This is a genomic window from Crossiella cryophila (genome assembly GCF_014204915.1).
In the GTDB taxonomy this organism is placed as follows: Bacteria; Actinomycetota; Actinomycetes; order Mycobacteriales; family Pseudonocardiaceae; genus Crossiella; species Crossiella cryophila.
The window spans coordinates 3,969,587-3,991,728 of record NZ_JACHMH010000001.1 but is presented as its reverse complement, the minus strand read 5'-3'; the positions used below and the strand labels follow the sequence as shown (position 1 = coordinate 3,991,728).

Here is a 22,142-nt window from a genome sequence, read left to right as displayed (position 1 = left end):
TGTCGCCTAGACTTACTGCTGCCAACTGAGTTCGTGGAGCGGGGCCTCGACCAGGTCTGGCAACGATTTGCCGTCGTATCCCTATGCCTCTGGGCAACACGTCACCGAGGTCGATGCAGCTCGCCTCAACGTCGCGGCGGCGGAAGCGGCGGGAGATCCCCGGCAAGCCTGACTTCACAGGTCCGCGGAGCGACGGCAACGATCCGGCGCGCGTCGAGGACGTATCCATTGATCGTGTTGCGCACCACGACCAGGGTGGGATTCGGGGCCCAAGGGTGCAGCACCGAGATGAGCCCGAGGCTCACGAGGTCCGTGCGGCTGGGACCGATGTCAACGGGGTGGCTGTGCCAGTCGCCGAGGTAGCCCAAACGGTGTTCGGACCTCCGCGCGTCGCGCACGGCCGGCTGCGTCGCCCCGGCGGGGATCTTGTAGTGGCGGGGTCCCCGATCAGCGCTGGGGATCTCGATCGCGACGGTGACCCACGGCTGACCGTCCACGTGCACCCCGACCAGGATGCCGCCTGCCTCGGTGGGGTGTGCCCGAGCGGCTGAAGCGACCATTGTGGCTTGCGCCGTTTCGGAGACCAGGAGCAGCGGCCATCCGGTCATGTAGTGCCGCCCCTCCTCGGCCCGTCGAACACCCCGGTGCGGTTGAACGGGGCTTGCAGCGGTCTCAACACGACGATGCGTTCATCTGGCCAGTGATGCCGACCAGCGAGGAAGTCGACCGCAGCGTGCGAAATTTCTGCGGCAGCGGACAGGACAGCGATGGGTGACGCATTGTTCACCGGCGCCGTACAGCCCAGCTCCAGAAAACCTGCTTGAGGTGCTACCCGATCTTCGGTTGGTAGATCCAGGTAGTCCGGATCCATCAGGCGAGCAGCGATGGGGGTGTCTCCAGGCGCTTGCCTCCGAATGCGGAAGAGGGCACCTGCGTGGTAGAGCGCGCCCGTGATGAGTGGGGTCGCTGTCTGTCGGCAGACGTCGGCCAGTGCCGCCGAGAGAGAGAAAACGCCAGTGCAATCGAGGACGAGATCAACCCCGTGAACCTGCGCAGCGAGTGTAGCTGGAGCATACGAGAGCGCGTCGCCCCTGTGGACTCCCGCCCAAGGGGCGTGGCCCCTGATCACCGCTGACACGGCAAGGGTCTTCGGGAACCCAGTCAAGTATTCCGGACATACATGCCGCACAAGATTGACCGACTTGAGGCGGTCACTGTCGTGGATCTTGATCGCCCCAACACCACTGGAGGCAAGAGCGGCAGCGACATGACCTCCTACCGAACCCGCGCCTGCGATCAGCACGGTCTTGTCGCGGAGCAGATCCGCATCGGGACCAGATCGGCGTTTACGCGAGACGGTGTCACTGGGTGTGACGGCCATTGCGGTGGCTCGCAGGGAGGCTCCGCGGTTCTCGAATCCCACCACGAGTGCGTCGTGGTCGCTGCCATGGCGCGGCCACGCGAGCACGATGAAGTCGTGTCCTCCACTCGGTTCCGCCAACGCGGCCGGTTCTCTGCGCTCGAGGCCGCACTCGAGATCCTTCACTTGCCTGTTGGTGAGGAGATCACGGATCTCCTCGAGGTTCCGAGGCGGGGAGTCGAGGTGTCGACGGAGGTAGAAGGCACCCTGGAGTCGAGGTTTCCCCTCGTCTCCCGCGTCTGATGTCCCACCAGGTTTGATGATCAAGGTGCCCGCTCGATTGGCAGCGGTCAATGGAGCGCGATACCCGTTGTTTCCTCGACAAATCAGATCAGCCAGCGGAAGTTCGGCGTGGTAACCGCCCAGTTCATCGAAGCCAACATACGCGTCGAGGGCTCGATCCTCCACGCGAAATCCACGCTGCGCGGCTGCCGCCCACTCATCCACTCGCTCCCATAGCACGTTCAGGTCGCGCCCACCGACCTGAGCTGGATCATCCTCGGCCCACAAACAAATAACCCCACGTGCCGCATGCTCTGTCTGGAGCCCTTCCACAGTGACGCGTGCATAGCGGAGCGGCCAACCTTCAGGAAAGCTGACCTTCATCCTGGTGGCGTTGGTGAGCGTCCGGAGGCTCGGCCGAACCGGGCCAAGCCATTCCTGCTGCTCGGTTCCCCGCACCGGGGAGAAGCCCTGGTTGACCAGTTCAGCGCAGAAGTGCTCGAACGCGGAGTCGTCGTAGGTGTTCACTTGCTTCGGCGGCACCGGCTGTGAGTCAACGGGGCCGAACCCGCGAACCCCCGTGGCTCGTTGCTACCAACCCCGCTGACAGCAGTGATCGCACTGATCGGGAACCCATTGGCATCGCATCCACCTGGGAGCGGCAGGACCTGTCCCCGGTCGTTGGTACCGAGGATGTCGCGCCAGATTTTCGCCGCCATGCAGCGCTCCGCGTCGAGGGCTTGACGGGCCCGCTCCGCGAGCCCGTTGAACACATCAGCCGCGATCATCCACTGACGTGGTTCGACTGCGGGCGTCATCGGGGTACCGAACACGGGGTCGAGCAGACCGCTCTCCGCGCACTCCGAGAATCTCCCGGCAACTTGTTCAAGGGTCGCGGCCAGCAGCTCCGCCCAGGAAGTGCCGACCACTAGCTGGTCTTTCCACGCGTAGTAAGCCGCAACCTCCGTGAACAGCCCACCGGGGCGCTGGTCTCCAAGGTGTACGTGTCGCACTTGCCGCAACAGACGCGCTACGGGGCGATAGGCGTTGGCCCCGGCCACGGTCGGGCTCCACGTCGCGGTCGCCAGGCCGTTGGTGTCCTCAGCGAACTTGATCGGATTGGTCTTGATCCAACGCCGCTCCTCCTTGTCCCACTCGTTGCGGTCGCGGTTGGGGATGCCCCAGTGTTCATGCCACCGCACTGCCGGCACCGCATCAATGGAGAAGAAGTCCTCGCCGGTCGGATCGCCGGAAGTCGCGAAGTCGATCTTCAACGATCTGGGTTGCCGCGTGACACGTCCGTGCGCGTCTTCTTCCTTCAATCCATACGTCGCAACGAGTACGCGTTCTACCGCGTTGTAAATCTTCTCCGGGGCGTGCCGAACTGAGCGTTCGGTGAAACGCAGGAAGATGTCCACGTCCTTGCCTGGATAGCGGGCTGTCAGCCGAGCATAGGAGCCGATGAGGATCGTGTCGATCCCACAGTCGCGCAACTCGGCATCTGCCTCGAGCAACTCGCGGATCTCGGTATGTGCCTGTTTCGCTTGATCCAGCTTCTCGTCACGAATTCTGACGTTCCGAACTGCCTGCGCAAACTCACTGACCAGGTCTTCCACCTGCACCTCCTGATATGGACCGGCGAATGTGCGCGATCGACATGCCGACGATCGCCTCTGAAGGATAGGCGCCGATACCGACAAGAAGTGGACGAACCCCAGCTAGAAGCAGATTTGTCCACAAAGTGTCCGCATCATGGGTGGAACTGTCAGCGACCTGTCGTCCCTGGCAGGACGGGACCTCCGATCCGGCCTGCGGACACGGTGGCCACTTCAACGTAGGTCGGAGTTTCCAACTCCTTCTCCCACTCGTAGACGGTCACGCGCAGCGTGTTGCACTCCCTGCCCAGCATCACTGCTACGGGAAACGGGGCACGCATGAACAGGTGCACGGGTCCACCCGCTGCGAACTCACCGATCCGGCGACGCAGTTCAGTCACCAGAGCGCGGCCCGCGGCCGCGGGGATAAGTTCTCGTGCAGCCACGGAAATCTCCACGGCGCGGCTGAACGAGTGGCTCTCGACGTACTGCCTGAACCCCGTGTTGGGTGCTGCGGGAACGAGGTCCAGGTAGACGGCAACCGGATCGCCCCCCGAGCCATTCAGGGGAATCTCGTCCTGTACGACCGACACCGGAGCATCCCTCTCTCCACCCCAGTCGTTGCCGTCCTGGCCGGCGACCGTGACCACGAGCCCGGTCGTGGTCGGCACTGCCGCCCCAAGCGCGAACGCGATGCTCAAGTGCGCGCCGCCGGTGACGTGCAGGTGGCCAACGCCCGACACCTGCACCAGGCGGGGCAGGTCACCGAGGAAGGGAGCGATGTCCGCCCACGCTTGCGGCGGCGGCACACTCGTGCCGGGCGAAGGCGGGCGGGTGCGGACCGCGAGCGGCACCTTTGGCGTACCGAGGGGAGGGAGACGGGTCTGGATGTCCAGGCGCAGGCGGCCCTCAGAGGCTGCGTTGCGCACGCGCCGGGCCGCCATCTCCCCAGCCAGGCGGGCCAACCCGGCGTGGTCGACCACCGAGAACTGATCGAAGTCGCGCAGCAACCACCCCTCCTGCGGCAGCAGGCGGTCGGGTGCGCCATAGTCCAGCTTGCCATCCGGACCGCTGATCGTGCTGCCGATGGCGAAGGTGAACGCCGAATCCGCCTCCAGTTGAAGCAGCCTAGGCAGTTCCAGATCCCGAACGATCTCCGAGTAGGCCATGTCGGGGGTGATCAACAGCACCGCTCCGGACAGGCCGGACTCCAGGGCCTCCTGGAGTCGCCGCTTGAAGTGCCCGGGCGGCAGGTGTGTCTGGTCATGCCACACGGGGAGGCCATGTGACCTGAAGACCCAAGCTGCACTCTCCGCCAATGAATCACCGTCGGAGTGTCTATAGCTCAGGAAAATGTCGTCCAGGTCGTTCACCTGGGGCACATTCAACCTCCGGAGTGCTGGTGCTCGACTCAGACCGCGAGAACGGCGCAGGCATGGGGCAGGACGATGTTTCGCGGACAGCGGGTGCGGTGTTCTCCCAAGCTCAAGCGAGGATACGGGTGTTTCGGTTGCCACGGCCGAACCTGCAGGGGATGTCGGGCGAAGTGGTGGGACGGAATCGCGGCTCGCCCACCATCAGCTCCGTGCGCCTGAGGGCATCGCGATCCAGACGCGGGCGTTGACCGGCACGGGCGGTAACAGCTCCTCGTGCCCCATTGCCAACGGTTCGTCCCTCCCGGACGACCCCGAACGGTTGGATGTCCAACTCGTGCAACGCGACCTGCAGCGCCCGGAGGTCTGGCGGCCCTCGGACGGGAATCGCAGTTGCTGTGCTCACGGTCCTCGGGCAGGTTCGACTGCCTGGATCCCTCCTGCTGGTCAACAAGTTGGACTGTCCGCCCAACGATCGGCGAACTGCCCGGCTGAGCACACAGTACGAACCTCCTGAGACCAGGGGAGGATTCTGCCCCGAAACGATTCGGTGTCTCATCTCGCCGACGTGATACAAAGCCCTGAACTGCGCGTTCGGCCCTCCTCGACCGTCAGGACGACAGGGCCGCACCTGCGACACCTTGTCCCAAGAGGGCCGCAGGAGTTGACCATGCAGGAGCGCCAGAAGCAGCCGTCGACGAACAGGGCGATGCGAGCACCGCGCATCAGGACGTCGACCCGCCTGCGGCGATCCGCCCCGGTGACGAACGGTCCACGACGAAGCGCAATCCTCTGCGGTGCAGCGCGCCGGTTTCGTGCCCGACCGCCTGGCACACGGCATTGTCGGCGACGCGCCAAAAATGACCCCCTGTGGACGGGTGAGAACGGACCCCCGTTGACAGTAGGGAGTGCTTAGCGTGGAGGACTGGGCGGAGATCCGCCGTCTTCACCGAGCTGAGGGGATGCCGATCAAGGCCATCGTCCGTCAGCTCGGGATCAGCCGTAACACCGTCCGGCGGGCCTTGGCCGCGGACGGACCACCCCGGTATCAGCGGCCGGCGAAAGGCTCGATCGTGGATGCGGTCGAGCCGCAGATCCGGAGGTTGCTGGCCCAGTGGCCGACGATGCCGACCACCGTGATCGCCGAGCGGATCGGCTCGACCCGCTCGCTGACCGTGCTCAAGGACCGGGTGCGGGAGCTGCGGCCGGTATTCATCCCGCCGGACCCGGCCAGCCGGACGGACTACCAACCGGGCGAGCTGGCCCAGTGTGACCTGTGGTTTCCGCCAGTGGACATCCCGCTTGGCTTCGGCCACTTCGGGCGGCCGCCGGTGCTGGTCATGGTCTCCGGCTACTCCCGCATGATCACCGCCAGGATGATCCCCTCCCGGCAAAGCCCAGATCTGCTGTCCGGGCACTGGGCGCTGATCAGCGACTGGGACCGGGTGCCCAAAGCGCTGGTCTGGGACAACGAGTCCGCGGTCGGGGCCTGGAGATCAGGCAAGCCGGTGTTGACCGAGGCGATGAACGCCTTCCGCGGAACGCTGGGGATCAAGGTCATCCAGTGCCGCCCGGCCGATCCGGAGGCCAAGGGCCTGGTCGAGCGGGCCAACGGCTACTTCGAGACCTCCTTCCTGCCCGGACGGTCCTTCACCTCGTCAGCAGAGTTCAACACGCAGCTGGCCGAGTGGCTCATCCGCGCCAATCAGCGGCAACACCGCCGGTTGGGCTGCCGCCCCCTCGACCGCTGGGAGGCCGATCGGGCCGCCATGCTGGAGTTGCCTCCAGTGGCCCCGGTGACCGGCTGGCGGGCCACGACCCGCCTGCCCCGCGACCACTACATCCGCTTGGACTCCAACGACTACTCCGTCCACCCGTCCGCGGTCGGCCGACGGGTGGAGGTCATCGCCGATCTGGAACAGGTCGCGGTCACCGTCGAAGGACTGGAAATCGCCCGGCACCAGCGGTGCTGGGCCGACCACCAGTCCATCACCGACCCCGCCCATGCCCAGGCCGCGGCCCAGCTGCGGCACAACCGCCGCCTGGTCGCCGTCCCCACCGCCGCCACCGAGGTCGAGCACCGCGACCTCAGCGACTACGACCGCATGTTCGGCCTGGCCGACAGCGAGACCGAGGAGATCGCCTGATGGGCACCAAGACCACAAACCCGAAGGGACGCAACGTTTCCAGCGAGATCGCCTACCTCACCCGGGCGTTGAAGGCGCCCTCGCTGGCCGGGGCGGTGGAACGTTTGGCCGAGCGCGCACGGGCTGAGGAGTGGACGCACGAGGAGTTCCTGGCCGCCTGCCTGCAACGGGAGGTCGCCGCCCGGGAAGCCCATGGCGGTGAGGGCCGCATCCGCGGCGCCCGATTCCCTTCCCGCAAGTCGTTGGAAGAGTTCGACTTCGATCATCAGCGGTCGTTGAAGCGGGAGACGATCACCCATCTCGGGACGCTGGATTTCATTGCGGGCAAAGAGAATGTGGTCTTTCTCGGCCCGCCCGGAACCGGCAAGACGCACCTGTCGATCGGGCTCGGCATCCGAGCTTGCCAGGCTGGGCACCGGGTCGCTTTCGCCACCGCAGCGGAGTGGGTCGCCAGGCTGGCGGATGCCCATCAGGCCGGCCGGTTGCAGGCGGAGTTGGTCAAGCTGGGCCGGATCCCGCTGATCATCATCGATGAGGTGGGCTATATCCCGTTCGAGGCTGAGGCGGCCAACTTGTTCTTCCAGCTGGTCTCCTCCCGTTACGAGCGGGCCAGCCTGATCGTGACCTCGAACAAGCCCTTCGGGCGCTGGGGCGAGGTCTTCGGAGATGACGTGGTGGCCGCGGCGATGATCGACCGCCTGGTTCACCATGCTGAGGTGATCTCGATGAAGGGAGACAGCTACCGGCTCAAGGACCGTGATCTGGGCCGGGTTCCGGCTGCCAAGACCACGGACTGAGAGATCAACAACCGTTGAGGGGGTCCGGTTTCAGCCGTCGACCGGGGGTCCACATTGGAACGACGTTGACACGCATCAGCATTGCTTCGGCAGGGTTTGCGGCAGGAGGCGTCGGCCCTGGATCCAAGTAGCTGTAAAGGGCTTCAGGTTGCCAATCACCTCCGACAACCCGCCCAGTACGAAACCATCCAGGCGCCGCAGGCTGTCGCCCGCTCGCCGCACGGCCAGGTGCGGTCGGTCAAGCCTCACCCGTGATGGCGCGGGGGTCAAAGGCATACCCTCGTTGGCTGTAGGGAACAAGGCGCCCATCAGAACCGACGTCAGCGGACACGTAGACGCAGCGGGCACCGAGGAGCCCGGCGACGCGCATCATCGCGAGGGTGAGCGGAACGCTCCCGCCTGTGACATCGATGAGCACCCGATCGGCGGGGACGTCGAGGTCACGAAGTTGATCGAGGACTTTGCCGCTGCCCTCGACCGCGCCGACTGGGCTGTGCGCGTTGTCGATCAGCACTGGCCGGAACTCGATGCCGTCAGCAGCCAACTCCGCCGCGAGGTCATCTGCCATCGATGCAGTTCGTGGGCTCAAAACGCCGACAACCGTCTTAGGCGTGCTCTCGTCGCAGAGGAACTCTGGTACCTCAGGACCGCGGTCACGGCGCTGCTTGCGCAGGTACGGGTTCGAGCGAGCGCTGATCGGCAGGACCAAGACGTCAGCGGCAGGTAGCGGGGTGAAAGGTCGGCGAGCACGTTCGCCTCGAAGACGCACCCAGGCGTTGCGAGCGATTCCGACAAGGACCGCGATGGTGAAGACCGCAACCACGGCCAGCACTCGCAGTACACCGTTGTGCTGGGGCTGGCCGGGGTCGCCGAGCCAGTCGACGAACAAGTCAGGTACGACCGGGATCAGCAGGACCGCAACGAACACGCTCTCCAGGTGACGCCGAGCGCCGAAGATACGGTCGCCCACCCAAGTCAAGATCCTCATGCTCATCCCCACCTCTAGCCGCAACAGCCAGCACGGGCCGAGTTCGTGCTGTGCTGCGGCTGATTGTCGCGGGTGGATCACCGCAGGTGACTCTCGAGGTCGTGCATGCGCCCGCGCACGGTTAGGAGGCACATCAAGAGGCGGCACTGGAATCGTCGAATCGAGCCGACCCGCGGTAGGTCTATCACCCACTGCCCTGCCAGGTTATCAACTATCCGCGATCTCGAATCCCATCCACATTCGACCGAGCATCACTGACCACTGGCAACTGTCAGAGAGCGTCCGATTCCACTCCCCGCACTCACCAGCTCGCAAACGTCACCAAGCGGGAAGGACCGTCGATGGCAAACCTCGCCAAGTCGTTCAAAGCAGCACTGAGCAGGTTGGGCAAGTCGACGTTCCTGATCGGGTCGTGCTATCGGCACGCGTCGATCAAGCGGGTCTAGGACGTCGACGTGTTCACCTGACTGACCACGGCGACTTCATCACTGCGCCGGAGAGACCTGCTCGATCATGCAACCGAAGTCCTGGAGGAGACCATCCCGGACCGCGTGCAGCGCCAACACCTCAAGGCGAAGGCAGAGCAGATCGAGGTGGCGGCCAAGGGGATCACCGAAGCGGCTGTCTCGGCGATGATTGCGCTCGAAGAGGAGGACAGTTGCAGGCCTGCGGCGCTGTGGTGTGATCTGTGGGGCGAAACGCAGAACCTCCACGAGTCCGAGCGCGCGTTTCCTCTTCCCGGCTACCACGAACCCGACGAGTCCGGCCAAGCCTTCAGGTCACGCACTGGCTGAAGGAGCCCCGGCTGTACAGGCGGGGATAATCGGCACACGTGAGCGGCCCTTCCGGCGGCTGCGGACCAATGGCACGAACAACTGGTGGTGTTCAGGTTCACCGATGAGGGTGATCGCCTCCGTGGGCCGGCGCGATGGCATCAATCGACGACCGGCCGGATCAACATCGGACGTGTGGTGATCAGGCCTGGCCCGGCCTTCCCATTCCTGTCTCCGCGGTGATCCTGCTGAACCCAAGGGGTACCCGTTCGAGGCCAGGTTCCCCTCAGGTGCCGACGACCCCCTGTGCGACTAGGGGCAGGCGACGTGGTTGTTGACGTGTCCACAAGCCGCTTCAAGCCCATCGACTCAGCACAGCGCTACATCTCCTCCCCGCCGTTCAACGACGTGGACGAGCAGCACCACCAGCTCATTCGAGTGCACCTCCGCTCAGGGACGCACTCCCCCGCGGCGCATCCGCCACCTCCGACCAGTCGGACGGCTGGTACGTGCCTGACTTGGCCCCGCTCTCACCAAGCGGGTTGTCCTCGATGAGCCGTTCTCCACACCGCCTGGGCAACTCTGGCGACCACAGGTGCGGAACCGTCATATGCCTCGAAGTCCCTTCAAGATGAGCGGGGGTTCGGACTCGATCGGGACAGCTGTCATCCCCGTCGTGGTACAGGCCCACCCCACGACGCAGGCGTTCGTCGTCGGCGAGAAGGGGCCGATCACGATGGCGAGCCCACAACATCGAAAGCGAGCGCCGGATCGGCCGGCAGCTTGGAGTGGGTGAGAACGTCACGCGGGCTCGGCACCGCGTCGGCACCGGGATGCGTGTGTCATTCACCGATCCAGATGCTGCCGTTGGCGCGGAATGCAGCATCCGCCAGGAACTGGGCGTGAGCGAGGTCGCGTAGGAAATAGTCCGGGATCCCTGTCGCCGCTGGTCCAGGGGTGTCCGTGTGCCGTGCCGTCATCTTCAATTCGTCCCATGAGGATTCCGCTGGTCTCAGCACCGTCGCCTGCCTCTGGCACGGTGCGGTGGATGGTTCTGGCGCTGTCCGGAGTCACGACGATCCACCTCACAACGGTGGCGTTCGCGTTGTTCACGGCTCCTCGCAAGTGGGGCATCCTGGATGGGGCGGGCTGTGCGGCAACCAGCGGATGTCACCGCTGCGGTTCAGGTCGAACGGAGGAGCCCAGCCAAGGGCCGGCCGCAGTCCGAGGATGGCATGCTCACCAGGCAATTTCTGGTCGGGATGGCCTCTCCGTTCCAGCACCGTGGCCACGGCGGTCTTGGCGGCCACCTGGGCGACGAGGTGCAGGTCCCCTCCGACAGCGGTCATCGGTCGATGAGTGGTCCCGGTGCCGTACCCCAGGTCGAGGGCGGGTTCAGGATCCATCGCTCCGCGTGCTGTGAGCGCCTCGCGGTGGCAGGTCAGACAGCCATGGTCGCTCCAGGGGCGCAACCGGATGATCTCGCCGATCGCGCCGTCTTGGAGCGCGCAGGCGAGAACGGCATCGGTCCGCGCACGCCGCGCCAGGTGGCTGATGACGCGACGTGCTGCGACGCCGTCAGCCGTGCAGAGCACGACGTCGACATGACGAAGACGGGGTCTGATCAGGTGCGCCGCGGCGATGGCGTCCACGGGGAGCGTGTCCACTCGAGTGGCAGGCCACGCCTCGGCCAGTTCCTGCTTGACGGCATCGACCTTCAACCTGCCGACGTGCTTGGCCGAGGAGACGTGGCGCACCACGTTGTGGCTGAGCAGGCGGTCGGGGTCGATGAGGACGAGACGACCCACACCGTAGCTGGCCAGGGCGTGAGCGGCGGCTCCGCCGATGCTGCCCGCCCCGACGAGCATGATCGAACTCTCTGCCAAGTGAGTGGTCGGCCAGTGCCCAGCAAGCTGCGGAAAGCCGTGCTCAGCGGACACCACGTCGATGGCTACCGGGCAGGCGGCGTCCGGAGTGACATACCAGGCAACCATCTCGGGGATGCTGATATCCGGGTACTCAGCCGGTGCCTCCGTGGCCACGGTCAGCGCCACGTAGTTCCTGCCAGCCGAAGGGCTCAACCAGCGGCCGGCGACCTTCTCTTTGAACACCTCCAGTGCGACCTCGCGACCGGTGTTCCTCGCATGCCACCACAAGAGGTGCAGCTCGGGCGCGGCCCGGTACCAGCGGTGCTGGCCTCGGGCGTGTCCGGCGTTGAGGAAGTGGTTGGTGGAGTGCAGCGGGGTGGGCATCACCGGGTTGGAGCCGTCTGACACCGCGATCACCGCGCCGACGTTGTCCGGATCCGATACCCGGAAGGTGATCTGGCCCCACTGACCACCTTCCTTCATGCGGCGGGCCGCCTCGCCCGAAACAAGCACGAGCAGGTCGCTCACGGCTGACCTCCACCAGCGGAGAGCTGTTCGAGTGCCTGCCTGACCAGGTGGTCACGGCTGGCATCGTTGACGATGCCGTTGATCGTCATGGACTCGACGACGCCGCTCTTGAGCAGCGCGTACTCCACGCGCCAGCCCACCGCCTTCAACAGCAGTTCGATCACCGATTGCCTGCCGGTCCACGTCGAGCAGTCCTGCAACAGGCACAGGCTCCCATTGCCAAGGACGTGGAACCGGTGCTGCCTGTATTCGGCCAGTTCTGGTTCCGGATCGAGTGGGAAGATCGCCGGTGGCACCATCGGGTAGGCATGCCCGTACTGCACCCTGACAGGCATGCCCTCCTGCCCAACCAGTTCAGCCATGCCTGCGGGCTCGGGCCGGTTGAACGGCCACCTGGGCAGACGCCCCTCCCAGCGGCCAGCTCCTTCAGCGCACCACGTCAGCTCAGGGAACAGCTCGGCCACTTCGCGCTGATCGCGAGCCAAACGCCTGGGCTCGCACTCCCACCAGGAGATGGGTACTTCGCCATCGGTGTTCATCGTCAGCCCTGGGGCGCGTCCACGACTGGCCGTGGGACGTACAGGAATGGGCCGACAGCGGTCCCCGAACTCTTCTCCTCCGGGGCCGGGAAATCATCCCCGAACAACTCCCGCCAGAGCAACGCCGCTCCATCGCTGTCACCGTCAGCGGCAGCCGCACATGCCTTCTCGGCGATGTCGCGCGCGGACTCCAAAGCGGTGCGAAGCACCTCGGTGTCGAGGTCAGGCTGGATTGCGCCACAGTGCCTGGCTGGGTCCACCACACCGTAGTTGACCTCGACCGCGGCGGCGGTGAAGAAGGCCCTCAATGCCAGCGGCCGCGTCTTGTCTGTGGGGAGGCACTTCAGGGCGAGCACCTCCATGACGAGCGACTTGACCTTGGTGGGAACGCCGTGGCGCCACTGCTTGAGGACACGCACCGTCGGGCGGAAGTGCGACCACTCCTGCTGTCGTTCCTCGACCTGCGCGATGAGGTTCTCCGGGTCCGCGGTGCTCCAGTACCGCTTCCGCTTGCTGGGGACCAGCAGGGTGTTGTCCGCTTGGCGCAACACGGGCATGACGTCCACCGTGAACGCGTCATCCTGCTCGGGCGGGTCGATGAAGCACTTGACGGCACGATCACGTGGCTTGGCCAAGCGAACCAGCTCCGCAACGGTTCCCTCGTTGTCACCGAGGAGCCTCTTGACCATCTCGCGAACCACCTCCAACGCCTCAGCTGAGGAGTCACCGACCTGTCCCCACTCCGGGTGCACGGCAGCGTCGAAGACGGCGATCAGGTCAACGTCGTGCACCGGCTTGAGCTGGGTGCTACGTGCCAACGAACCAGAACCGAACACTTCGAGCACGCCCGGTTCTCCCTTGAGAGCCCTTTTGAAGGCGTCTCGCCGCTCACGAGCCAGCTTCACCTGGTCGATGTCGGCATCCACAGTCCGTTGGAAGGTGGCGAAAGCCTTGGTCAGATCCACTACTGCACCTCATCCCGTTGCCGTACCTGCGCACGAGCCATCGCTTCGACAGGGATCCCCTCGAAGGCAAGTCGGCACGTGTCGCGTCATGGGGCGACGATAAACATGACCCCTGACAACTTTTCTCCACTCGAGACCAACAAGATCAACAAGAATTACAAGACGCAAAAGTCTCGAAAATTCAGAGCCGCCGCGATAAATACGTCACCGGGCATCAACCCGACCGAATTCAAACACTAAACTTACGCAAACGCGTGACACTGAGGGAAGGAAGGCGTCGATCCAACATGTGCCTGGCGGCACTTCACGCAGCTGGATCGGGAACTCAACCCCGACGAGTGAACCACCGCATCCGTCGGCGATCGAGATATCTCCAGGCCGGCACGCGATGTCCACATCCTCGCCGTCGCGGCTTCACACCGGCAGCTCGTCGCCCGAGACCGAGAGAATGCGTCCGACCAACCTGTACCGAGCATGCGGGTCCTAGAACCGCCAGGTACACGCCTGCGACGTATCCCACCCCGACAGACCGTCAACCGATACGCCACGACGCACCAGTAAACGACGCTGAGATCGGTCTCCTGGCGCGTCCTCATCCCTGCCACCACCTCGGATAACCGCGGGGACCGTGTTGAGGGAGGGTTCCGCGTGCACGTGCAGCCCAGGAACGGCACGCACCGATGCATTCTCCAACAGGTCACACCCAGACACCCTGAGCACGAATTTCAGCGGGCTCTCGCGCACGGTGACCAGGTTTTCGGGCGAGGCTGCCTCGCCATAGCAGTCGGCACCCAGCGCATACACCAGCAGGCTGTCCCCATCGGCCTCGGCCACGGCGGCAGCCGAACCAACGACAAAGCAGTGCGCGAATACAAGGTGTACCTCCCAGCGTACCCACAGTAGTCGAAATGGACACCAATGCGGATGCTCGGCGCTACACTGAACTAATGCCACAAAACGGTTCCGTCAGCGACACGGCTCAGCAGCTGCTCGCTCAGCTGGGGTACGTCGAGCTGCACTTCGACGGCCGAACGAGCCTTGTCGGCGCCGAACTGACCGACCCGGGCACCGTGGGCTGGCACGCGACCGCGACCATCAACGTGTGGCCCAGCGACGCGCCTGAAGAGCGCTGGCACGCTCTGCCGGGGGTATCGCTGATATCCACCGATCACGGCGATGGCGGGCGTGAACTGGTCATGTTCGAGGCAGATGGACTTGTCGTCGACCTCGTACAGGTAGAGGACCCGACCGAGACGCTGGATGCCCGCAGCGAGGACTACGCGCGTTTCATCCCACTGTTCGGCGAAGGCCGGACACTCTCCAGTGCAGACCTGGCCGACGACTTGGCGGACAGGCTCGAATGCCTCGGCAGCCAGGTTGTGATCATTGACCGGGTCCGGCTGGCTCCGGCATAGCGTGGCCTGGGTGGCGATGGGCGTCTGCTCACCGGTCGAATGCTGAACTGGATTGCTGCTGCGGCCAGAGTGGTCGCGGTCCACCCGTTCCCTATTGACCTGGACGAGGGGCAGCACAAGGACTCGACGGTCCTCGAGCCGGCCATGGAACAGATCCGTCGCACCTGGGCGTCGCTCGGCTTCGAACCGTTCGACGACACGATCTGGATCATGGATCCGAACATGGCAGCACACGGCAACGCCGTGAAGAGCATTGCTGACCAGCTGGGGCTGAGGTAAGGGATGACCATGTCATCGATCACCGGTCAGCCAGGCAAGGGTCCAGCCGAGATCGCCCGCCCGCAACGATGCGCGCACCTGACGGCGGATCCACGTGGGTACCCGATCATCGCGACCGTCGGCCAGCCGCTGGGCAAGGTTGACTTCGGCACTCTGTCGGAACAACGCAAGCTCGCGCTCGCCACATTCGATCTGTGCGCCGTGTGCGCACACCCGTTCGGCACCGAGCTTCGCTGGCAGGTCGGCTTCGACGGCCTCCTGCCGGATAGGTTCACCGAGGCGCCTGTGCATGAGATCTGCGCGTTGTACGCGGCCCAGGTCTGCCCTTTCGTGTCATCACCCCACGCCAGGCTCGGTGACGACTGGCGCAAGGGATTGCGCCGACCTGAACTCCTGACCCTCACCGGCTTCCACAGGACCAAGGCGGTCACCGGTGGCCGGTCAGGTCTCCAGCGTGACTCGGTGCTGCTGTTCGAGATGGCTGGCCCCACGGAATCGCACCAGATCAGGACCGCTGAACAGGCCTGGCAACTCTACGCCGAGGCGTTGACGACCGATACCGCACTGGCGCCCGTTCCAGCGGAACAGGCTCTGATCGACGTCCTGTGCAGTCCGACTGCGGAGGAGAATGAGGACTCCGGCGGCGTGATGGCCGGCGCCGCCTGGTACTGCGGCGCGGCATTCTGCCCGAATGTCCGCAAGGTTCAGGGGATGGATCGCTTCATCAGACCAAGCAGTTATGACCAGATCGCCGCCCGGCTCGTGCTGCGCCCAACGGCCGCAGCAGACCTTGCGGAGTCGAATGACATGGCCACCCGAGCTGCCATGAACTGGCTGCTGACGCGAACCGAACTGCCCGAGGTGCTGTCGGCGTGGCGCCGACGCGGTCGGCGGCAGTTGTTGGACTCCGCCATGCATGAAAGCACCGACGAACAGCGAAAGAAGACGAAGCGGAAGCAGCAAGCGACGGGCCGGCGACGCAACCGTCGTTGACGCTCAAGGCCGGCCGGTAGCGAACTCATGTCCGTCATGGCCAGGTTGTCAACGACGGGCCGCTGCTGAGCGACGAGTCAGCAGCGGCAGGTTGGCGGTTCGTATGCTGCGGTTGGTGCTGTCGGCCCACGGGGCGCGAGCCAACAGCCGGGCCTGCAGGTGCCGACTGATCGCTCGAGTGGCCAGCCGAACGGAGGGTGCGGTTCCGGTCCGTAGCCCTGCGGGCCGATAGTGATCTTTCAGGTCCAGGAGCGGAATCCCCGGAACCTTACGATGCGAGGTGTCGCTGAGCGGTGTGCTCGACCTCGAGGACAGTGCCAAGATCGCAAAAAGAAAGCCCCCGCAGGCCATAACCTGCGAGGGCTTCCTCAGACCGTCGGGACGACAGGATTTGAACCTGCGACCCCTTGACCCCCAGTCAAGTGCGCTACCAAGCTGCGCCACGTCCCGGTCTTGCGTTGTTCTCTCGAACGTGGTGAAGCCTAGCGCACCGCCCCGCCCACCCGGAAATCGGGCCCCCCGAGGTGATCTTGCCGGGCCCTCCGGTGACACGAATGGACGCAGGATCGGGCTGAATTTGCCGGACCGGGAAGTTCGCACAACCCGCTGACCTGCTTGTATGGCTGGCCATACAACCGGCGGGCTGGATCAGGGCCGATCAGGGGGTTGATGCTGTGCGGGGTTGGCCGAGGCGCTTGCTGGGGAAGAAGTCGTCGGTCGGCCGGTGCATGGCGCGGGAATCCCCCCTCCCGCCGCAGCGTTCCTCCCATCCCCTCGGGACGAACTCTCCTGCCGTGCGCCGGTTGTCCTGGCCTACCGAGATGAAGAACGGGAAGCCGTGGGCCGCGGGATCCCTGGATGGTGTGTGCCACGCGCTGACCCCCGTGCGCACACCGTTCCGGTGGACCCCTCCTCGACATCCGCCGGCCCGCGCCCGCGGCTCTCCCTTCTCCCCGCGACCCGGCCGGTCGCGACGCCCCGTGACTGACCAGGGCGTTCGAGGGCGGGAAAGTGTGTCCGGCGGGACCATTGACAGCTCGTTGACGCCGCGTTGACAGCCCTGCGGTTTGCTTGCGGTCGAGGGGACACAGAAAAGGGGCCGCCGCCATGGGCTTGAGTTTGTCCAATGAGGTTGTTGAGGGCACGTCGCTGAAATCCGTCGTCCCGGTCAGCGTGGGCGGCAACTCCGCGTTCCTGCGGGCCGCGGAGCCGCGCGACCGGATCACCGTCGCGGTGCGGGTGGACGACCAGCTGCTGGCCGCGGAGATGATCCCGCAGCTGGCCCTCTCGCCCGACCTGCACCTGCTCGCTGCGGGTGAGAGCGCTCCAGCGGACGTGGTGCTGGTGCTCGGGAACAGCGTCACCGACGAGTTGATCGACGATCTGGCCGCGATGGCCGACCGCGCGGAGAACTTCGCCCAGCGGGTGGTGCTGGTGGCCGGGCCGTTGCGGGAACGCCACCTCAGCCGGATCTTCGGGGTCGGCGTGGTCAGCATCCTGCCCCGCCGCGACATCTCCGCCCGCCTGGTGACCAGGGCACTCATCGCCACCAGGGCAGGCGGCGCGGTGCTGCCGGAGAAGCTGACCCGGTGGCTGGTCGATGAGGCCCGCGGCTTCCAGAGCGATCTGCTGGCCAAGCAGGGGCTGACCTCCGGCGGGCTGACCGCGCGCGAGGTCGAGGTGCTGCGGCTGATCGCCCAGGGTGAGGACACCGCGCACATCGCCACCCAGCTCAGCTACTCCGAGCGCACCATCAAGAAGATCATGCAGGACCTGCTGTCCCGGCTGGAGCTGCGAAACCGGGCGCACGCGGTCTCCTACGCACTGCGCGTCGGAGCCATCTAGGCCGGCGAATCCCCGGGCAGCAGGCGAAAAAGCCGGACTGTGCAGGGGATTACACTGGAGTTCCAGGCAGCAAGGGGAGCTCAGTGAAGCAGGGGCTGGCGTTCGGATTGCTCGGGCCGGTTCGTGCCTGGCACGACGGAGCCGAGCTGAACCTCGGGTCACCGCAGCAGCGACTGACCCTGGCCACATTGCTACTGGCGGACGGGCGGGCGGTCCCGGTCGAGGAGATCGCCGCCGCCCTCTGGGGCGAGTCCGTGCCCCGCGCGGCCCGCGGCACCATCCGCACCTACGTCCAGCGGCTGCGCCGGGTCCTGGAGACCGGCGAGGCCGATCCGGTGATCGTCTCCACCGGTGGCGGCTACGCGGTCCGGGTACCCGAGGACGCCGTCGACCTGGGCCGATTCCGCCGGGACGTGCGCGCGGCGGAGGCGGCCAGGGCACGCGGGGAGACCAGGGCCGCCGCCGAGCTGTACAAGAGCGCGGTCGAGGAGTGGGACGGCGAGCCCCTGGCGGGACTGCACGGCGAGACCGCCGAGGCCGAACGCGCCCGGCTGCGCCGCCGACGCCTTGGCGTGGTCGAGGAGCTGGCCGGACTCGAACTGGACCTGGGCCGCTGCCCCGACCTGGTGGAGCGGCTGGCCGCCGAGGCGCAGGCCGAACCACTGCGGGAGCGGCTGCACGAACTGCTGATGCTGGCCCTCTACCGTTCCGGCAGGCAGGCCGAAGCCCTTGCCGCCTATGACAAACTGCGCGCGCTGCTGGCCGAGGAACTGGGAGTGGACCCCGGTCCGACCGTGCGTGAACTGCACTACCGCATCCTGCGCGCCGACCCAGAACTGCTCGCCGGCCCGCGCGAGCAGCCCAGGATCGCCCCGGCCGCCGTCCCGGTGGTCACCCCGGCCCAGTTGCCGCCGGATCTGCCTGCCTTCATCGGCCGCGCCGCCGAACTGGCCGCGCTGACCATGCCGGACGCGCCGGATCCGAGCTGCCCCGCGGTCGCCGTCGTGCACGGCACCGCCGGGGTCGGCAAGACCACCTTCGCGGTCCGCTGGGCACACCAGGTGGCCGCGGACTTCCCGGACGGCCAGCTCTACGTCGACCTGCGCGGATTCGAACCCGAGGAGGTCGTGGTCGAGCCGAGGGAGGCGGTGTGGGGGCTGCTGGACGCGCTCGGCGTGCCCACCACGCTCCGCCCGGACCGCCTGGACGCGCTCACCGCGCTCTACCGCAGCGTGCTCGCCGAGAAGCGTTGCCTGATCCTGCTGGACAACGCCCGCGACACCGCCCAGGTGCTGCCGCTGCTGCCGGGCAACCCGAACTGCTTCGTGCTGGTCACCAGCCGGGTCGAACTGTCAGGGCTGGTCGCGGCCACCGGCGCGCACACCGTGGCGCTGGACATCCTCAGCGAGGAGGACGCCACCGCCTTCCTGGCCCGGCGGCTGGGCCGGGCGCGGGTGGCGGCCGAACCCGAGGCGGTGCGCGCGATCATCGCCGCCTGCGCCCGGTTGCCACTGGCCCTGGCCGTGGTGTGCGCCCGCGCCGCCTACCACCCGGCGTTCAGCCTGGCCGCGGTCGCCGAGGAGTTGGAGGCCGCGCGCGGCGGGCTGGACGCCTTCACCGGCGCGGACAGCCGCTCCGACGTCCGCTCGGTGCTGTCCTGGTCCTACCGCGCGCTGTCGGTGCCGGCCGCCAGGCTGTTCCGGCTGCTCTCCTTCCACCCCTCCACCAGCATCGACCTGCGCGCCGCCGCCAGCCTGGCCGGCCTGCCGGTGGCCCGCGCGCAGGCGCTGTTCCGCGAACTGACCGCCGCGCACCTGGTCGCCGAGATCGCCCCCGGCCGCTTCCACACCCACGACCTGCTGCGCGCCTACGCCCTGGAGTTGGTGGCCGCCCAGGACAGCGCCGCCGACCAGCGCGCGGTGCTGCGCCGCGGCCTGGAACACCACCTGCACACCGCCCACGCCGCGGCCCGGATCCTGTCCGCACACCAGGACCTGCCCGCGCCCGGCGACCCCGACCCCGCGGTCAGCCCCCGCGGGTTCGCCAGTTACGAGCAAGCTCTGGACTGGTTCATCCTGGAACACGGGGTGCTGATCGGCCTGACCCAGCGCGCGGCCACGACCGGGTTCGAACGGCAGGCCTGGATGCTGGCCTGGATGATGCGGCACTACCTGGACTGGGCAGGCCACTGGCGTGACCTGGAGACGGTGAACCGCACCGCGCTGCGCGCCGCCACCGACATCGGCGACACCCTGGGCGTGGCCTACGCCCGCCGCGGCATCGCCCGGATCGAGGCCCACCACGGCCGTTTCGGCCCGGCCCGCACCCTGCTGGCCGAGTCCCTGACCGGCTTCACCGTCGCGGGCGACACCCTGGCCCGCGCCTACACCCACCGCCAGGCCATCGGCGTCCGCCAACTGGAAGGCGACTACGCCGGCGCCCTGGAAGAAGCCACCGCGGCCCTGGCCCTCTTCCGCGCCGCGGGCTCCGCCGTCGGCGAAGGCGCTGGCCTACTGGGCCTGGCCGCCAACCAAACCCGCCTGGGCCGCCCCGAAGACGCCCTGGTCTCCGGCGCCCGAGCCCTGGACCTGCTGATGGCCGCGGGAGACCTGTACGACCTGGCCCTGACCCTGGAAGTGCTCGGCCGGGCCTGCGCCGCCCTGGGCCGCTTCGCCGAGTCCGCGGGCTACCGGGAACGCGGCATCGAACTGTCCAAGTCCATGGCCAACAGAGGCGACTTCGTCACCTCCCTGCTACACCGCATGGTCACCTCGGCCCTGATCTACCTGAGCGAGGCCCGCCACCAAGCAGGCCACCACGACCGCGCCAACGCCGCCCTGCGCGAAGCCCTGACCAGACTCCACGACGAACTGAGCGAGCCCTACCTGGTCATCGGCGGCGGCGACGGCGCCACCGAAGACGCCCTCCGCGACGTCCTCGCGACCCTGGCCGAGTTCCTGGCCGAGCCAGAGGAGGGCCAGGACTGGTACGAACGAGCGGGAACGGTCCTGCACAAGGTAGCCAGCACAGCCGAAGAACTGGGCCTGGGCGCCTACCTGACGGAGTAGCGAAGACCGCCAACCCAAGCCACAGAACACTTCCTGGCCCCACGCACCGCGCCCTGCCCCAGACAGCGGCACCGTGTCCGGAGTCGCCAGGGGCCTGTGGATAGCCGCGCCGGTTAGGTCACCCACAAGGGTATTCTCACCCTACGAACCGCATCCCAGCGATTCACATCGTCGCAGGTGAAGGCACGCGCGCCAGCGTCTCGCACGAAGCAGAATGGCCGCCCCCAACCCCCAAACGAGCCCAAGATCAACAGGAAAGGCAACCTTTTCGGCCCCAAAAGCGTTCCGCAGAGGAAGCGGCGGGCGGGGCGGGCAGCACACGCGGCCCCGGAGACAGGGCGCCACGGCCCGGGCGGGACCGGCTGTTCGCGGCGCCTGGCGCCTGGGACACCGGCGACGGCGTGCACGGCAGTCAGTGGGTCGGCGCCGAAGGCGGGACCGGCGATCCGAAGCGGGCGCGACTGGTCACGCTGACCTCCGGTGGGACCACCGCCGCCCGGGCCACTTCGACGGGACCGGCTCGATCACCAGTGCGGTCACCGATGCCCGGACCGGTGCCTCGGTGTCCGGGCTCTGCACCAGCGTCCGGCCCGCCCTGGCCGGGGATCACCGCCCGTGGGGTGTGCGGGGCACCAACGCCGAGGGCCGCTACACGATCTCCTTCCTCGGCCCCTACGGCTGGCGCGTGCAGTTCCCGGACATGAAGGGCGACTACGCCTGGCAGTGGTCTGGCGCCGCACCAGACCGGTTCGGCGCCACCCAGGTGCGGGCGACCGCGAGCGAGACCACTCGCTCGATGCCCGGCTCAAGCCCGCCAGCAAGGTGACCGGTCGGATCGTCGGCGCCGCCATCCCGTTCCGGTACGACACGGTGAATGTCCACAACGCGCGCACCGGCGACTACGCCGGCCCCGACGGGGCTGATCAGGTCGGATGACTAGTACCAGCTGTTCGGATTGGCCACCTAGGTGGTCAGGATCGGTTTCTACGCGACACCACACCAGGACTGGCATCCAAAGCCGGTGCGCGTCACCGCTGGGGTCACTCGGGCCGGGGTGGATCTGCACGGCACGCCGTAGAGGTGACCGTGGCCCTGGTGTGGCGTCACCAGGGCGAGGTGGTCACTGAGCGTAGCCAGGTCTCGGTTAGCAGCGCGACCGAAACCTGGTCAACCACTCTGACCACCAGGATCCGCGGCTACACCGTCACCGCCTGGACGGAGGCGTTGCCCGACCGGAATCGCCCCGGCACCGGTGCAGTCCTCCAGGTCGTGGATGGCATAGGTGATTTCGTCCGCGGCTTCCATGATCGAGGCTTCGAGTGACTGC

At 66.7% G+C, this 22,142-nt stretch carries 18 protein-coding genes and 1 tRNA gene; 10 read left to right on the top strand and 9 right to left on the bottom strand.

Annotated features, from left to right (window positions below; all coding sequences use genetic code 11):
* Positions 1-125: 125 nt before the first annotated feature.
* The 4 genes from HNR67_RS17870 to HNR67_RS17855 all read right to left on the bottom strand — a co-directional run bounded on the left by HNR67_RS17870 (position 126) and on the right by HNR67_RS17855 (position 4,610).
* Entirely contained in the window at positions 126-608 is a 483-nt protein-coding gene (locus HNR67_RS17870) for a Mov34/MPN/PAD-1 family protein (protein ID WP_185003389.1), read from the bottom strand.
* Positions 605-2,170, bottom strand: coding sequence for a HesA/MoeB/ThiF family protein (locus HNR67_RS17865; protein WP_185003388.1), 1,566 nt, complete (start codon positions 2,168-2,170; stop codon positions 605-607). The genes HNR67_RS17870 and HNR67_RS17865 overlap by 4 nt, the downstream gene beginning before the upstream one ends.
* Positions 2,167-3,258 carry a nucleotidyltransferase domain-containing protein gene (locus HNR67_RS17860; protein ID WP_185003387.1) on the bottom strand — a complete coding sequence of 364 codons (1,092 nt, stop codon included), beginning with the start codon at positions 3,256-3,258 and terminating at the stop codon, positions 2,167-2,169. Before HNR67_RS17860 ends, HNR67_RS17865 begins: the two co-directional genes overlap by 4 nt.
* Positions 3,259-3,407: 149 nt before the next feature.
* Positions 3,408-4,610 (bottom strand): SAVED domain-containing protein, encoded by a 1,203-nt coding sequence (locus HNR67_RS17855; RefSeq protein ID WP_185003386.1) that lies wholly within the window; start codon positions 4,608-4,610, stop codon positions 3,408-3,410.
* A 908-nt stretch (positions 4,611-5,518) separates the two neighbouring features.
* On the opposite strand from HNR67_RS17855, the gene istA reads away from it, so the two are divergent.
* Positions 5,519-6,757 (top strand): IS21 family transposase, encoded by a 1,239-nt coding sequence (istA, locus tag HNR67_RS17850; protein WP_185003385.1) that lies wholly within the window; start codon positions 5,519-5,521, stop codon positions 6,755-6,757.
* Entirely contained in the window at positions 6,757-7,554 is a 798-nt protein-coding gene (gene istB, locus HNR67_RS17845) for an IS21-like element helper ATPase IstB (protein WP_185003384.1), read from the top strand. The genes istA and istB overlap by 1 nt, the downstream gene beginning before the upstream one ends.
* 238 nt (positions 7,555-7,792) lie before the next feature.
* On the opposite strand, the gene HNR67_RS17840 is transcribed toward istB, so the two are convergent.
* Positions 7,793-8,524: a hypothetical protein gene (locus HNR67_RS17840; RefSeq protein WP_185003383.1), complete on the bottom strand. Its 732-nt coding sequence runs from the start codon at positions 8,522-8,524 to the stop codon at positions 7,793-7,795.
* Between the two features lie 569 nt (positions 8,525-9,093).
* Here HNR67_RS17840 and HNR67_RS17835 point away from each other — a divergent pair.
* The gene (locus tag HNR67_RS17835) at positions 9,094-9,336 is read left to right on the top strand and encodes a hypothetical protein (RefSeq protein ID WP_185003382.1); all 243 of its coding nucleotides are present in this window, start codon (positions 9,094-9,096) and stop codon (positions 9,334-9,336) included.
* A 1,088-nt stretch (positions 9,337-10,424) separates the two neighbouring features.
* Here the strand turns inward: HNR67_RS17835 and HNR67_RS17830 are convergent.
* The 3 genes from HNR67_RS17830 to HNR67_RS17820 are packed head-to-tail and all read right to left on the bottom strand — an operon-like array spanning position 10,425 to position 13,215.
* Positions 10,425-11,711, bottom strand: a complete 1,287-nt coding sequence (locus HNR67_RS17830; protein WP_221489946.1) for a ThiF family adenylyltransferase — start codon at positions 11,709-11,711, stop codon at positions 10,425-10,427.
* Positions 11,708-12,250: a hypothetical protein gene (locus HNR67_RS17825; protein WP_185003381.1), complete on the bottom strand. Its 543-nt coding sequence runs from the start codon at positions 12,248-12,250 to the stop codon at positions 11,708-11,710. Before HNR67_RS17825 ends, HNR67_RS17830 begins: the two co-directional genes overlap by 4 nt.
* Positions 12,251-12,252: 2 nt before the next feature.
* Positions 12,253-13,215, bottom strand: coding sequence for an SMODS domain-containing nucleotidyltransferase (locus HNR67_RS17820; protein WP_185003380.1), 963 nt, complete (start codon positions 13,213-13,215; stop codon positions 12,253-12,255).
* 908 nt (positions 13,216-14,123) lie between these two features.
* On the opposite strand from HNR67_RS17820, the gene HNR67_RS17815 reads away from it, so the two are divergent.
* Genes HNR67_RS17815 through HNR67_RS17805 form a run of 3 tightly spaced genes read left to right on the top strand, consistent with a single transcriptional unit; the run spans position 14,124 to position 15,902 of the window.
* Positions 14,124-14,630: a hypothetical protein gene (locus tag HNR67_RS17815; protein WP_185003379.1), complete on the top strand. Its 507-nt coding sequence runs from the start codon at positions 14,124-14,126 to the stop codon at positions 14,628-14,630.
* Positions 14,631-14,669: 39 nt separating this feature from the next.
* Positions 14,670-14,909, top strand: coding sequence for a hypothetical protein (locus tag HNR67_RS17810; protein ID WP_185003378.1), 240 nt, complete (start codon positions 14,670-14,672; stop codon positions 14,907-14,909).
* Between the two features lie 9 nt (positions 14,910-14,918).
* The gene (locus tag HNR67_RS17805; protein WP_185003377.1) at positions 14,919-15,902 is read left to right on the top strand and encodes a hypothetical protein; all 984 of its coding nucleotides are present in this window, start codon (positions 14,919-14,921) and stop codon (positions 15,900-15,902) included.
* Positions 15,903-16,278: 376 nt separating this feature from the next.
* Here the strand turns inward: HNR67_RS17805 and HNR67_RS17800 are convergent.
* A tRNA-Pro gene (locus tag HNR67_RS17800) sits at positions 16,279-16,352 on the bottom strand.
* Positions 16,353-17,009: 657 nt separating this feature from the next.
* Here HNR67_RS17800 and HNR67_RS17795 point away from each other — a divergent pair.
* From HNR67_RS17795 to HNR67_RS43520, 4 genes are all read left to right on the top strand, one after another.
* Entirely contained in the window at positions 17,010-17,747 is a 738-nt protein-coding gene (locus HNR67_RS17795) for a helix-turn-helix transcriptional regulator (RefSeq protein ID WP_221489945.1), read from the top strand.
* A gap of 83 nt (positions 17,748-17,830) precedes the next feature.
* Positions 17,831-20,815, top strand: a complete 2,985-nt coding sequence (locus HNR67_RS17790) for an AfsR/SARP family transcriptional regulator (RefSeq protein WP_185003376.1) — start codon at positions 17,831-17,833, stop codon at positions 20,813-20,815.
* Positions 20,816-21,377: 562 nt separating this feature from the next.
* The gene (locus tag HNR67_RS17785; protein WP_185003375.1) at positions 21,378-21,641 is read left to right on the top strand and encodes a hypothetical protein; all 264 of its coding nucleotides are present in this window, start codon (positions 21,378-21,380) and stop codon (positions 21,639-21,641) included.
* Between the two features lie 254 nt (positions 21,642-21,895).
* Entirely contained in the window at positions 21,896-22,138 is a 243-nt protein-coding gene (locus HNR67_RS43520) for a hypothetical protein (protein WP_221489944.1), read from the top strand.
* Positions 22,139-22,142: the final 4 nt, after the last annotated feature.

What these genes read in the sequence shown, in the direction of transcription:
- HNR67_RS17870 (WP_185003389.1), bottom strand. Translation starts at nt 608, where the DNA reads ATGACCGGATGGCCGCTGCTCCTGGTCTCCGAAACGGCGCAAGCCACA.
- istB (WP_185003384.1), top strand. Translation starts at nt 6,757, where the DNA reads ATGGGCACCAAGACCACAAACCCGAAGGGACGCAACGTTTCCAGCGAG.
- HNR67_RS17825 (WP_185003381.1), bottom strand. Translation starts at nt 12,250, where the DNA reads ATGAACACCGATGGCGAAGTACCCATCTCCTGGTGGGAGTGCGAGCCC.
- HNR67_RS17815 (WP_185003379.1), top strand. Translation starts at nt 14,124, where the DNA reads ATGGACACCAATGCGGATGCTCGGCGCTACACTGAACTAATGCCACAA.
- HNR67_RS17810 (WP_185003378.1), top strand. Translation starts at nt 14,670, where the DNA reads ATGCTGAACTGGATTGCTGCTGCGGCCAGAGTGGTCGCGGTCCACCCG.
- HNR67_RS17805 (WP_185003377.1), top strand. Translation starts at nt 14,919, where the DNA reads ATGTCATCGATCACCGGTCAGCCAGGCAAGGGTCCAGCCGAGATCGCC.
- HNR67_RS17795 (WP_221489945.1), top strand. Translation starts at nt 17,010, where the DNA reads ATGGGCTTGAGTTTGTCCAATGAGGTTGTTGAGGGCACGTCGCTGAAA.